Annotated in this window: 12 protein-coding genes and 1 tRNA gene; 6 read left to right on the plus strand and 7 right to left on the minus strand. The window is 39.0% G+C overall.

The genetic code is table 11. From position 1 onward, the window contains the following. Positions 1–157: 157 nt before the first annotated feature. Positions 158–1,597 carry an NCS2 family permease gene (locus tag EG2_RS15065; RefSeq protein WP_060815271.1) on the minus strand — a complete coding sequence of 480 codons (1,440 nt, stop codon included), beginning with the start codon at positions 1,595–1,597 and terminating at the stop codon, positions 158–160. 267 nt (positions 1,598–1,864) lie between these two features. Between EG2_RS15065 and EG2_RS15070 the strand changes: the two genes are divergently transcribed. Beyond that, positions 1,865–2,668, plus strand: coding sequence for a Cof-type HAD-IIB family hydrolase (locus EG2_RS15070; protein WP_060815272.1), 804 nt, complete (start codon positions 1,865–1,867; stop codon positions 2,666–2,668). 93 nt (positions 2,669–2,761) lie between these two features. Here the strand turns inward: EG2_RS15070 and asnB are convergent, their stop codons facing one another. After that, entirely contained in the window at positions 2,762–4,657 is a 1,896-nt protein-coding gene (asnB, locus tag EG2_RS15075) for an asparagine synthase (glutamine-hydrolyzing) (protein WP_060815292.1), read from the minus strand. 367 nt (positions 4,658–5,024) lie between these two features. Here asnB and EG2_RS19225 point away from each other — a divergent pair, with 367 nt between their 5' ends. Then, entirely contained in the window at positions 5,025–5,174 is a 150-nt protein-coding gene (locus tag EG2_RS19225) for a hypothetical protein (protein WP_003127849.1), read from the plus strand. A 95-nt stretch (positions 5,175–5,269) separates the two neighbouring features. Here the strand turns inward: EG2_RS19225 and EG2_RS19230 are convergent, their stop codons facing one another. The 3 genes from EG2_RS19230 to EG2_RS15085 all read right to left on the minus strand — a co-directional run bounded on the left by EG2_RS19230 (position 5,270) and on the right by EG2_RS15085 (position 6,434). Beyond that, positions 5,270–5,431 (minus strand): hypothetical protein, encoded by a 162-nt coding sequence (locus tag EG2_RS19230; RefSeq protein WP_003127848.1) that lies wholly within the window; start codon positions 5,429–5,431, stop codon positions 5,270–5,272. Between the two features lie 265 nt (positions 5,432–5,696). Beyond that, positions 5,697–5,784: transfer RNA gene (locus EG2_RS15080), tRNA-Ser, on the minus strand. A gap of 83 nt (positions 5,785–5,867) precedes the next feature. Next, positions 5,868–6,434, minus strand: a complete 567-nt coding sequence (locus tag EG2_RS15085; protein WP_005472096.1) for a TetR/AcrR family transcriptional regulator — start codon at positions 6,432–6,434, stop codon at positions 5,868–5,870. A gap of 283 nt (positions 6,435–6,717) precedes the next feature. Here EG2_RS15085 and EG2_RS15090 point away from each other — a divergent pair, with 283 nt between their 5' ends. From EG2_RS15090 to EG2_RS15105, 4 genes are all read left to right on the plus strand, one after another. Next, positions 6,718–7,476 (plus strand): threonine/serine exporter family protein, encoded by a 759-nt coding sequence (locus EG2_RS15090; RefSeq protein WP_060815273.1) that lies wholly within the window; start codon positions 6,718–6,720, stop codon positions 7,474–7,476. Further along, positions 7,473–7,946 carry a threonine/serine exporter family protein gene (locus EG2_RS15095; RefSeq protein WP_060815274.1) on the plus strand — a complete coding sequence of 158 codons (474 nt, stop codon included), beginning with the start codon at positions 7,473–7,475 and terminating at the stop codon, positions 7,944–7,946. Before EG2_RS15090 ends, EG2_RS15095 begins: the two co-directional genes overlap by 4 nt. 249 nt (positions 7,947–8,195) lie before the next feature. Further along, a complete protein-coding gene (locus tag EG2_RS15100) occupies positions 8,196–8,795 on the plus strand; it encodes a TVP38/TMEM64 family protein (protein ID WP_003127844.1) in 600 nt (199 codons plus the stop codon). A 127-nt stretch (positions 8,796–8,922) separates the two neighbouring features. Next, positions 8,923–10,725, plus strand: coding sequence for a glycerophosphoryl diester phosphodiesterase membrane domain-containing protein (locus tag EG2_RS15105; RefSeq protein WP_060815275.1), 1,803 nt, complete (start codon positions 8,923–8,925; stop codon positions 10,723–10,725). A 118-nt stretch (positions 10,726–10,843) separates the two neighbouring features. Here the strand turns inward: EG2_RS15105 and EG2_RS15110 are convergent, their stop codons facing one another. After that, positions 10,844–11,050 carry a hypothetical protein gene (locus EG2_RS15110; protein ID WP_060815276.1) on the minus strand — a complete coding sequence of 69 codons (207 nt, stop codon included), beginning with the start codon at positions 11,048–11,050 and terminating at the stop codon, positions 10,844–10,846. A 442-nt stretch (positions 11,051–11,492) separates the two neighbouring features. Continuing rightward, positions 11,493–12,839 (minus strand): glucose-6-phosphate isomerase, encoded by a 1,347-nt coding sequence (locus tag EG2_RS15115; protein WP_005472008.1) that lies wholly within the window; start codon positions 12,837–12,839, stop codon positions 11,493–11,495. Between the last annotated feature and the right edge of the window lie 32 nt (positions 12,840–12,871).

Raw genomic sequence — 12,871 nt, forward strand, 5'->3', positions numbered from 1 at the left:
TACAAAATAAAACTATCCCCACTACAACTGATTTCGCCTCCTTTGTTCTTTACAGCCCACATAAAACAGCTCATCGATCAAAGAAAGAATCCGTTATAGTTTGGATAGTTCATTGTCAAAAGCACGACCAGAAATCAGTGCTCTTTATTGATTGGTACTAGCTGATCACAGCTAAAATAATGAAGTTCAAAATAAAGAGAATATTTACGACCCACAAAATTGGAGATACTTCGCGGAATTTTCCTTTTACGACTTTAACGATTGCGTAAAAGATAAAGCCAGCTGCGATTCCATAAGAAATGCTGTAACAAAGTCCCATAAAAATCGAAGCAAAGAATGCTGGAACTGCTTCTTCAAGATCCGTCCAATTGATATCCGCAAATGAAGCGAGCATCATCACACCGACTAAAATCAATGCCGGCGCTGTTGCTTGAGCAGGGACCACGGAAATCAATGGTGAAAAGAAACTACTAATGGCAAACAAAGCTGCTACTACCACTGAAGTCAATCCTGTTCGTCCCCCAGCACCGATCCCGGCAGCCGATTCAACATAAGTAGTGGTATTAGATGTTCCAAAGATCGCACCGATCGAAGTTGCAATTGCATCGGCAAAAAGGGCTTTATCCATCTTTGTATTAAACCCTTTGCTATCTTCCAACGCTTCTTCGTCTTTTTGAGAAAAGATTCCAGTACGGCGTCCTGTTCCAATAAATGTGCCGATAGTATCAAATGTATCTGAAAGACTAAAGGCAATAATCGTCATGATCACTTGAGGAATTTTAGCAGAATCACTAAACAATGAACCCATTCCCTCTGGGCCAAACGCAGCGCCAAAAGTTGTTCCAAGTTCATTAATTGAACTTCCCAAAGAGTTTCCTTGCCAATCAATCGTGCTTAAATCGACCACACCCATCAAAATACCAATGATCGTTGTCCCTATGATACCGATAATAATTGCTCCTCGGACGTTTTTAATCACTAATAACGTTGTTAAAACTAAGCCAATGATTGCCAAGATAACTGGTGCATTATTAAAGTTAGCTAGTGCCGGCACGATGCCTCCATTAAATGAAGCACTAACAATCGTATCACCATCAACAGTTGATCCAGTAACTGCTGCAGTATCCGCGCTGAAACTTAATAGATTGGCATTTTTTAACCCAACGTAAGCAACGAAGATCCCAATCCCACCACCGATGGCATGTTGCATGCTCTCTGGAATGGCGTGAATGATCAATTTACGAATTTTAGTGATCGTGATCAAAATATTGATCACACCACAGATAAAGACCATAGCTAATGCTTGTTGCCAAGAATAGCCTAACCCAAAGACAACTGTAAAGGTAAAGAAGGCATTCAATCCCATTCCTGGTGCTTGCGCATACGGTACGTTTGCAAAGAGACCCATGACCAGCGTTCCAATGACAGAGGCAATGATGGTTGCCAGAAAGACTGCTTGAAAAGGCATACCAGATGCGGAAAGAATCGAAGGATTAACAAAAAGAATGTAGCTCATTGCAAAGAAGGTGGTTACCCCAGCCATCACTTCTGTTGAAACAGTTGTTTTATTTTCTTTTAATTTGAAAAACTTTTCCATGTAAATCGTTCACTCCTACAAGATTAGTTAGTGTTTCTGAAAAGAAAAGAATAATTGCACTTTCCATCGAACAATTACAAATTATAGGCGAATGCCCCTTATTCCACAACAAAAAAATTAACAAAAATCAAATATTTTATCCGAACGTTCGTGTTTTATTAGAGAGCTGATTTTTTCCAGAAAATTACCATCCCCCTTTCATCTCTTGTGAAATCAGTAAAATGTGTTACACTTAAACAACTAGAAAAAGAGAATGGAGCGAGTCGAGTGAACACTAAATTAATTGCCATCGATCTAGACGGCACTACTTTAAATACAGAGTCCCAAATTTCAAAGCGGACATTTGATGTTTTGACACGAGCAACGAAAGCTGGACATTATGTGACCATCGCAACCGGTCGTCCTTTTCGAATGAGTGATCAGTTTTATCGTCAATTAGCCCTAAAAACACCTATGATCAATTTTAATGGAGGTTTGGTACACAAACCTCGTCAAGTATGGGCAAATGAAACAGAATTCTCTGTGTCAAAAGAAATCGCTTTTGAACTAATGGCTCAAAAAGAGAACCTAAACTTAGATTTTGTTGCTGCAGAAAATCGGGAAACTTTTTTTATCGATCAACTTGAAGGCTTTGATCAGCGTTTCTTTTCTTCCGATAGTATTACTGAAGAAAACTTATTGAAGAACATGAAATCTGATCCGACTTCTTTATTGGTCAAAACACAAAATGAATTTGCTGAGTCTGTTGCTCTACGAATCAACGATCAATTCAATGACACGGTTGATGTCCGTACATGGGGTGGTCCTCATGCAATTTTGGAGATTGTTCCAAAAGGGGTCCATAAAGCATTAGGTCTATCAGTGATTTCCGATTATCTGAAGATTGATCCCAAAAATATTATTGCCTTTGGCGATGAACACAATGATCTAGAAATGTTGGAATATGCCGGCTGGGGTGTGGCTATGGCAAATGGAACCGCACAATTAAAATCTATTGCCAATGATGTAACGGATAAAACGAATGCCGAGGACGGTTTAGCTGACTACTTGGAAAATTTATTAGCCCTATAAAAAGACAAAAAGAAACACGAGGATTCGATGTCTCTCCTCTCCGAAGTCTGTATGAAAATGGACTTTAGAGGGACAACATCTGTCCTCGTGTTTTTAAATTGTTTCGTAGATGATTGTTTCTGCCTTAGGAATTTTTTCATCAATGAAGAATACTTTATACCAGGTCAAGAAAGTGTAGATCGTCCAGATTTTCCGTTGAAGTCCTTGTTTACCGGCGCGATGATCAGCCAATAATTGCAAAATCTTTTCTTGGTCAAAGAATTCTGCAGCAAAATCCGCCGTAAATAGTTCTTTGACGGTTTTGTAACCAGTCCCTTCTTTCAGCCATGCCCGAATAGGGACCGGAAAACCTAATTTTTCCCGATTGGCCCATTCTGTTGGGAGGTGGCGATTTGCTGCTTGACGAAAGACATCTTTCGTATTGTACTGATTGATCAAATATTTTGTCGGAATCGTCTGTGCTACTTTCATGACTTCAATATCAAGTAATGGCACCCGTAATTCCAAAGAACTAGCCATTGACATCTTATCTGCTTTTAATAAGATGTCTTTGGGCATCCATTGATGAACATCCAAATACTGCATTTTGTTGACTTCTTCATCAAGATCTTTGACTTTTTCATAGTATGGTGCGACGATTTCCGCCACTGATGGACCATTAGTATAGTCTGGATGCAATATCTCAGCGGCTTCTTGCTCTTCAAAGACCAGTGCTTGTCCGATAAAGAAATCTTTTGCAGGTGCGGTGGCTTCATAGAGATGAATTCGTCCATGGAAGTTTCTCATCTTACCAATTGTCCGGCCTAATTTGAATCGGATATTCTTAGGTAATTTTTTCAATCCTTGAGCAAATACACGAATCATTTTGGAGTTCGTATGCCAACCATAAGCAGCATAGCCGGCAAATAATTCATCGGCGCCTTCACCAGATTGTACAACACGAACATGTTGCGATGCGAGATTAGCTAAAAAGTAGAGCGGGACACAACTCGGATTGGAGTCGGGCTCATCCAAATGATACTGGATCAGTGGAAAAGCGTTGAAGGACATCTCGCCATCAATCACCGCTGCTGTATTGTTCAATCCCAGCATCTTGGTCAATTTTCTAGCTTCAATTGCTTCATTATAGGTCTTGTCATCGAATCCAATTGAGAAAGAATGATCTGGACGCAGAACAGCGGCAACATAACTTGAGTCGACACCGCTTGATAAAAATGACCCTACTTCTACATCACTGATTTTGTGTGCAGCAATCGATTCTTGAACGGTATCATCGATTTTTTGGACCCAATCTTCTTTGCTGTAGCTTTCTTTATGACTGTAGTCTGCATCCCAATATTCATGAATGTCCATGACGCCATTTTTATAAGTAAAATAGTGTCCTTCTTGTAAGCGATAAACGCCTTTAAAGAAAGTTTCGCCATTTAGTGGCGAATATTGAAAAGTCAAATAGGGTTTTAAGGCATCCTTATTCAATTCTTTTTCAAAATCTGGATGTGGTAAAAAACTCTTGATTTCAGAACCAAACATGAATGTACCATTCATTTCTGCGTAATAATAAGGTTTGATTCCGAAGTGATCTCTTGCCCCAAAGAGTTCTTGCTTTTCGCGATCCCAAATGGCAAAAGCAAACATGCCGCGAACTCTTTGCAATAAATCAGTTCCCCATTCTTCATACCCATGAAGAAGAACCTCAGTATCTGCATGAGTCGTAAAGACATGTCCAGCTTGGATCAATTCTTCTCTTAATGATTGAAAGTTATAGATTTCACCATTAAAAATAATTACTTTCGTTCCATCTTCATTATAAATAGGCTGCGTACCGCCTTCTAAGTCAATAATCGATAAACGCCGAAAGCCAAGAGCAACTTGGTCATCAATGAATTTTCCAGAACTATTAGGACCGCGATGAATGATTCGATCCATCATCTGTTCAATGATTTCGGCTTTTTGGTCTTTAGTATTAACGAAACCTACAATTCCGCACATATTTTCACATCCATTTTCATTTTCCTTTTTCATTTCCCCTGAAACAAATCTTATCTTACCATAAATTGAGTAAAATTAAATTTAAAAAAAATATAATAAATTAATTATTTAACCCAACAAAAAGAGTTTTCCAAGCAAAAACGCTTCATACCGCTTTTTACTCAGACACTAGAGGAGCTTCCTTACAAATTTGTTATTTGATTTTTTTAGATAACTTCTGTTCTCCTTAATAAATTTTTAGTAAACTTCCTCTACCATTCAGTTATTATTGGACAGACGCCAAGCAACGTGTTATTCTGATCATGGAATTTCGTTATCAACTTAACCGTTGCCTTTCGTTACGAATAACACTGAAAGGAGAATGACTATGACATTCTATAACACAGAATTACAATATCGAGTTACTCTAGATACAAAACTAAACCTTTTTATCGTTTTTGATAAAAAAGATGCTAACCGTTTTGCAACTGGTGTGACGATCGAACAAGCTGTACAAGAATTGACTAAAACTGCATAAGGAGTTCATCCAAATGAAGGATACCGATTCGTACTGAAAGCACCTCGCTAAGACTAATAGCAGGTGCTTTCTTGTTTTGTCATGAAATTAAACAGCTACTCCAACTGCTTTTCTTCTTCTGGCTCTTTCTTTTGTCCACTCTGCTGTTCATCCAACTGCATGATCTCATCTACTGATTCATCCTTCAAAAAAACGGATAGTCCCTTAACAGCTAATTTCGTTTGGCGCATGACATAATCTTTTTCAAACTCAGCCATTTTATCACCTTCTGCTTTCTTGTTCTCTTTCTTCTAGTTTAATCGATTTCATTCAAAAAAAGAAGCAATGGCATGACATTATCAAAACTCGTTTCCTAAGCTCTCACTGCTGTCTGAATCAACTAATCAACTCATTAATTAAATTTTATGAGTCGTGTACGATGCTTTTCTCACACCTTGGGCACCCTCCTCCCCATGTCTTTGCTTACAAAACAAAAAAAGCCTATCACCAAGGATAGGCCAAACGCTTCAAAGCGTTACTGTAAGGAGAGTACAGGATTTGAACCTGCGCGCCGGGATGAACCGGGTCGGCGGATTTCGAGTCCGCTGCATTACCACTCTGCCAACTCTCCATAACGTTTATTTTCTACTTTTTTCAGAAAAAGTCAAGAAAAAATCTGCAATCCATCCAAAAAAAATGGTTGCAGATTCGTTATTATTGAAAAATAAAAATGTCTGTTCTATCTAAAATCCCAGTGATCGTTTCCTCGATCACCTTAATGATTTGTTCCTCCGTTGGCGTAATGATTCCAGCTGACATCAATGAAGCAATGCCGGTAACAACGATCCAAGCACCATTGTGCAAGGCTGTAATCGCTTCTTCCGATAGATCCGCATACTTTGGTTCGGACTTGATCAATTTTTTGAAATAATCAGACGAAAAATCGTGCATCAATTTCCCTCCGCCATAGTCATCTACGAAAAGAGCAATATACAAGTTGTGTTTTTCTTGTGCGAAGTGAATGTAGTTTAATCCTAAATCAATGACTTTATCACCAGTCCGTTCAACAGGAAACACGTTTTCTGAAAGATCTTTGAAGACCGCTTCAACTAAAGTGTTTTTCAAATCCTGCATGTTTTCAAATTCCAAATAAATCGGTTGTGTTGAAATCCCCATTTGCTTTGCTATATTTCGGGCGGTAAAGTTGCCAAATCCTTCTTTATTGATCAACTCATACGCGGCCTTCAAAATATGTTCTCTTGTATAGACCTTTCTTCGCATCAATAAATCCCCCTTTTCCTTTATCTAATTGTAACCGAGATTTTCCAAATTGAAAAACAATATACTCATTTCGTTATCTTATAACTGTCTGAATTGTTCTACAATTATATCCACACCGCTATTTGTGAAGTTTTTTACCAATTTAAATAAAATGGTTGCTTTCAAAAAATAAGATATTTTCTTTATTATTAGTTATTTAACTCACCGGATACTTCTCTTGTTGAATTGGAATGAAAAAGGTAAACTAAAGGAGGATTACTTTTCAAGATAGAGAGGCGTTAAAATGCAAGAAACAAATGAGTTATTGTTAGAAACTTGCCTCTTGGCAGGAAAAATCATGATGGAGAATGGTTCCGAAGTTTATCGAGTCGAAGATACCATGAATCGTATCGCTGCTAACGCTGGCGAAGCCAATAGCATCAGTTATGTGACCGCTACAGGCATTTTTATGGGATTGCGAAGCAGTCACTACGCTCAAGTAGAAAATGTTCATGATCGTGTGATCAATTTGGAGAAAATAGTGGCCGTCAATCGGCTTTCCCGGTCGTTTGCAGAAAAACAGATCACATTACCGCAATTGTATGCGTCTCTTAAAGAGGTCAATCAAGTCACACCAAGCTTTCCTCTCTGGTTACAAGTATTGAGTGCTGGAGTGGTCAGCAGTACATTAATGATTATTTTTGGCGGCAATTGGTCTGATTTCATTGCTACTTTTTTCATTGGCAGCATCGGGTTCATTACAGGTCTCTGGGTGAAAAAAGCGATCGATATCCGCTTTTTGGATATGTTCGTCGCCTCTTTAGTGATTGGGTGCTTAGCGATCCTATCTGTTCGCGGGGGCTTGGCGGGAAATGTTGACAACATGATCATTGGTGCCGTGATGCCGTTAGTTCCTGGAGTGGCCATCACAAATTCATTCCGTGATATTCTAGCTGGCCATCTGATCAGTGGGACTGCGCGAGGAACTGAAGCTATCTTTACTGCAGCCGCAATCGGCGTAGGAATCGCTACAGTCTTCACCTTGTTTGGGGGGTTATCATGACCATTTTGATTCATGTCTGTTTTAGTTTTCTAAGTACCGTCACCTTTGGCATATTAACAAATATACCGAAACGTGCATTGATTGCAACCGGGATCGCTGGAACTGTTGGATGGATGATTTATTGGCAGCTGCATGAAATGGGTCATGGCATTGGCAGTGCCAATTTTTATGCTGCCTTTGCGGTTGGCTGTGTCAGCATCTTTTTTTCACGGCGCAAGAAAATGCCCATGATCATCTTCAATATTCCTAGTTTAGTTCCCTTGGTCCCCGGTGGTCCGGCTTATAAAGCTGTTCGTGAATTCGCCTTGGGAGATAACTTTTTGGGATTAGAGAACCTCATGATTGTTTTGATCACTGCAGGAGCAATCGCGGGCGGGTTTATGATGACGAGTGTCGTTGAAAAGACCATCGCAAGTTGGCAAAACAAACGAAGAGCACGCCTTGATAAAGAGGAGACAACTAGGAAATAAACAAAAAAATGAAAGCAATAAACTAGAGATGAAAACAACTTGCCTATCGATCACTCGTTATAATTTGTACATGAATTGCTAAATTTTTCTTATTTCAGACTTTAGTACAATGCCTTCTTGCTATTCTTCTTTTATAATAAGGGTATCAAATCTTACAAATTTGTTTGACGAATGTCATTTATTTTGCTGGATTTTTCTAATTACACCACGTATAGTGGAATTAGAAACGAATAAAGGAGATGAAAGTCTGTGAGTATCGCCACTTCTCGTCGTATCATTAATACGATATCAATTATAGGATTAGGGCTATCAATTGCCTTAACGATTTACTTCATTAATCTAGGTGTCTTTAAAGATATTAATGCACTGCGTGGTTTGGTAGGCAACTCTGTTATTTTGGGACCAATCATCTTCATGTTGCTACAAATTTTACAAGTTGTGATTCCGATCATTCCTGGTGGGATATCCAGTGCGGCTGGCGTCTTGATTTTTGGACCATATCTTGGATTTGTCTACAATTATGTTGGCATTAGTATTGGTTCAGTGATCATCTTCTTGCTTGGCAGAAGATATGGTAAACCATTTATCCTCAGTATGATCAGTGATAAAACGTATGATAAATATATTGGCTGGTTGGATAACCAAAGTCGATTTGAAAAACTCTTTGCACTTGCTATCTTTTTACCGGTAGCACCGGATGATGCCTTGTGTTTGATGGCTGGACTAACAAATATTTCAGTCAAGAAATTCACTTTGATCATTTTATTGGCAAAACCATTATCGATTTTCTTATATAGTATGGCATTGATTTATGGCGGTACGTTTTTAACAGGGCTATTAGGCGGCTAAGTGCCGGGCTTAATAGCAAAAATAAATACAGGAAATTCCCGAACTATAGATGGTGGTCATTCCTTTCATTACAGGAATCAAACACGATAGTTCGGTTTTTTTATAGTCTAGAGTTAGGATGAACAACATGAAATATCTAAAAAATAGTTTGATCAACACTTGGGATTTTCTAAAGGCAAGCGATGCTTATTTTCGAGATGTTCTGCTAATGCATGGTTTCTTGCTTTTTTTGGTTATCCCACTGCTTTCTTCTTCAACAAAATTTGTCCTGCGTCGTGGGGGATTAGCCTACCTGTCTTTCGATAATATAGGTAGTATTTTTACAGAGCATCCAATGGTTCTATTCTCGCTCTCTCTGATCTTGTTGTTGATTTTATTAGCAGTTTTTTTTGAGTTTACATTCCTGCTGCTGAGCGTCTATTTCATCAAGAAAAAGCAGCCGGTCCGATTGCGACAGCTGTTGCGAATGACATTTTTACAAATTCGCAAATTACGCCCCATGACCTTTTTGTTTTTCTTGTTTTATTTCTTTTTGATTTTGCCAATTGGCGGGCTAAGTTTTAACTCAGATTTGCTCTCTAAAGTGAAAATCCCTGCTTTTATCATGGATTTCATCTTTACGAATCGTGTATTGATTATCGGAGCCGTGGTGCTTGGCTACTTACTTTTGATTTATCTAGGGATTCGTGTGATATTCGCTTTACCAGAAATGATCTTACGTGACCTTCCTTTTCGACAGGCCATTCGAGAAAGTTTGCAGACAACGAAACGCCGTTTCTTTGCGATTGTTGGCCAATTTGTCTTTATTGGCGGCGCGATCTTATTCATTTCAACAGTAGGATTCACTTTTTTGATTATCCTGCAAGCGATCATTGAAGAACTTTTCGCTGACTATGCGCTGTATTCAGCAGTCTTCATTATGACGCTCCTTCAACTCGTTTTGTTGTTGAATATCATTTTGTCTACCGTAGCAATCTTCTATATCATTGTTGATTTTATGGACGATGAAGGTTTTTTACCTGAGATACCACAATGGTTCAGTGAAGAACCATTGCCAGCAAGAAATTTTCAACGACTAAAAGCCTCTTTGATTACTGTAGTAGCCGTCTTCTTTGGGGTAGGAGTAAGTTTATACAACATGAATTATCTGACCTCTGCCGCTAATACTCGACCATTGACGATCTCGCATCGCGGCGTCAGCAATGGTCAAGGCGTTCAAAATTCATTAGAAGCACTGCGCTTCACCAGTGAGAACTACCATCCTGATTACGTTGAAATGGATGTTCAACAAACTAGCGATGGTCATTTCATTGTTTATCACGATTTTTCATTTAAAGCGTTGACTGGCTTCAATCAGAAACCGGAGCAATCAACTTTGGCACAAGCACAAAAATTAACCGTCTCTGAAAATGGACAAACGGCTCCGATTGCGACATTTGATGACTACTTATCCTTAGCGAATTCGTTGAATCAGAAATTGCTAGTAGAAATCAAGACACAACGAAAAGATACGACAGCATTAGTCCATTCATTTCTTGAACGCTACCGTGAAAATCTAGCCGAACATGAACATATTCTACAAAGCTTGACCTATAATGTAGTGGAAGAATTGAAACAAGAGGCTCCGGACCTAACTGCTGGGTATATCATGCCCTTCAACATCGTTGGCCCTCCATTAACAAGTGCTGATTTTTTAACGATGGAATATAGTACGATCAACCGCAACTTTGTTTCATCTGCCAAAACGGATCATAAAGATGTCTTTGTCTGGACTCCAAATGATGATGCCGAGATCAGTCGGATGCAGTTCTACGGTGTGGACGGCATCATTACCGATCGGATGGACATTTTGAACCAAACTCTCAGTGAGTCCACCGATGAAATGACTTACTCAGATAAACTACTGAACTTTGTGATCGGCGTCGGCTAATTCACGCCAGCTAAAAAGACTGGACTCTAGTCAATAAAGATGAATCAGTGCCTACAAGCTGACTTTTCAGCATGCTGACATGATACATTTTTATTAGCGAGTTCCAGTCTTATTTTTATTAAGCCACAGCCACTGCGGTAATCTTATCAAATTTTACCAACATCCGCTGATTGCACTCCAATACAATGGATTGATCCTCCATCTCATAATCGGTCACTTTCACAAGAGCCGTATGCTCATACAGCTTCTCAATTACACCGACTAGCGATTTCTTTGCCCCCACAGGTTGACACACATAGGCATTTCCAATTTCAACATCTAGCATCTTACCACCTCAGAACTTCTTTTCTAAAAATATAATAACAAAAATACTGATTTATGCAAGCGCTTTTATAAGAAATATGGCGCCTACTTATTTCCGCAGCCAAAATGACAAAATCGTTCGCTTCTTATGACTGATGTGTTCGTGCATCTTCCAGCAAGCCCTAGTAACATAAAGGAAAGGAGATGAACAGAATGCCAGTAATCCAAACATGTATTTTTGGTCTCTTGACAGTCGCATTATTGATTGGTTTAAAGGAAAATCGTTGATGACTCCTTGGTTGGTTGACTGTTCCTAAAGACCACAACTCAATGTCCTATTGTGACGGTCATTTTATGGTTAAACGAATAAGCGTCCTTATTCTAAACCATCCGCTTATGTAAATAAAAAACCAGTCCTCAGAAGAATGATCGGAGGACTGGTTCTTTTTAGTTAGAACGATAAATTATAGACGTTCGTTCAATTCTTTTGCAAGCTCTTCAAAGCCTGGTTTGCCAAGTAATGCGAACATGTTTTTCTTATAAGCTTCCACACCTGGTTGGTCAAATGGATTCACACCATTCAAGTAGCCAGAAATGCCAACAGCGATTTCGAAGAAGTACATTGTATAACCTAATGTGTAGGCATCCATCGTTGGGATCTTAACCAATAGGTTTGGTACATCACCATCTGTGTGAGCCAATAACGTTCCTTCGAAGGCTTTGGTATTTACAAAATCAACTTCTTTTCCTTGTAAGTAGCCAAGTCCATCAAGGTCAGCTTCTTGCGTAGGAATTGTGATTGATTTACGTGGTTTTTCAACTTTAACAACTGTTTCAAAAATGTTGCGGCGGCCTTCTTGGATATATTGACCCAATGAATGCAAGTCTGTTGAGAAGTTAGCACTTGAAGGGTAAATTCCCTTTTGGTCTTTTCCTTCTGATTCTCCAAATAATTGTTTCCACCATTCAGAGAAGTATTGCATTCCTGGTTCATAATTGATCAGCAATTCGGTTACTTTTCCTTTGCGGTAAAGGATGTTACGCATTGCTGCATATTGATACGCTTCATTTTTTTCAAGGTCATCACTGGCATATGCTTCACTAGCGTCTGCTGCACCTTGCATCAAAGCATCGATATCCGCACCGCTAGCAGCGATTGGCAATAGACCTACAGCTGTCAAGACAGAGAAACGTCCGCCAACATCATCAGGAATTACGAATGTTTCCCAATTTTCAGCATCTGCTTCAACTTTAACGGCACCTTTTGCTTTATCTGTCGTTGCATAGATACGTTTGTTTGCTTCTTCTTTGCCATATTTTTCGATCAAGCGTTCTTTGAAGACACGGAATGCGATCGCTGGTTCTGTCGTCGTTCCTGACTTAGAAATGACATTGACAGAGAAATCACGATCACCGATGATTTCGATCAAATCAGCTAAATAAGTCGAAGAAATTGAGTTTCCGGCAAAAAAGATTTGTGGTGCTTTCCGTTCATCTGATGAAAGCAAGTTATAGAATGAATGGTTTAAGAAATCAATCGCAGCTTTTGCCCCTAAATAAGAACCACCGATACCAATAACAACTAATACTTCTGAGTCCGATTGGATTTTTTCTGCTGCTTTTTTGATTCGTGCAAATTCTTCTTTATCATAATTTTTAGGCAAGTCGATCCAGCCTAAAAAGTCGTTACCTGCACCAGTACCTTCACGTAAGAGTTTATCTGCTGCTGTAACTTGACTTTGCATGTAGCTTAATTCGTATTCATTCACGAATGGTGCTACTTTTGAATAGTCAAATTTGATGTGTGACATGATTTGTCCTCCTTGAAAAAAATTAGTTTTTC

Source organism: Enterococcus gallinarum NBRC 100675, from assembly GCF_001544275.1.
Classification (GTDB): domain Bacteria; phylum Bacillota; class Bacilli; order Lactobacillales; family Enterococcaceae; genus Enterococcus_D; species Enterococcus_D gallinarum.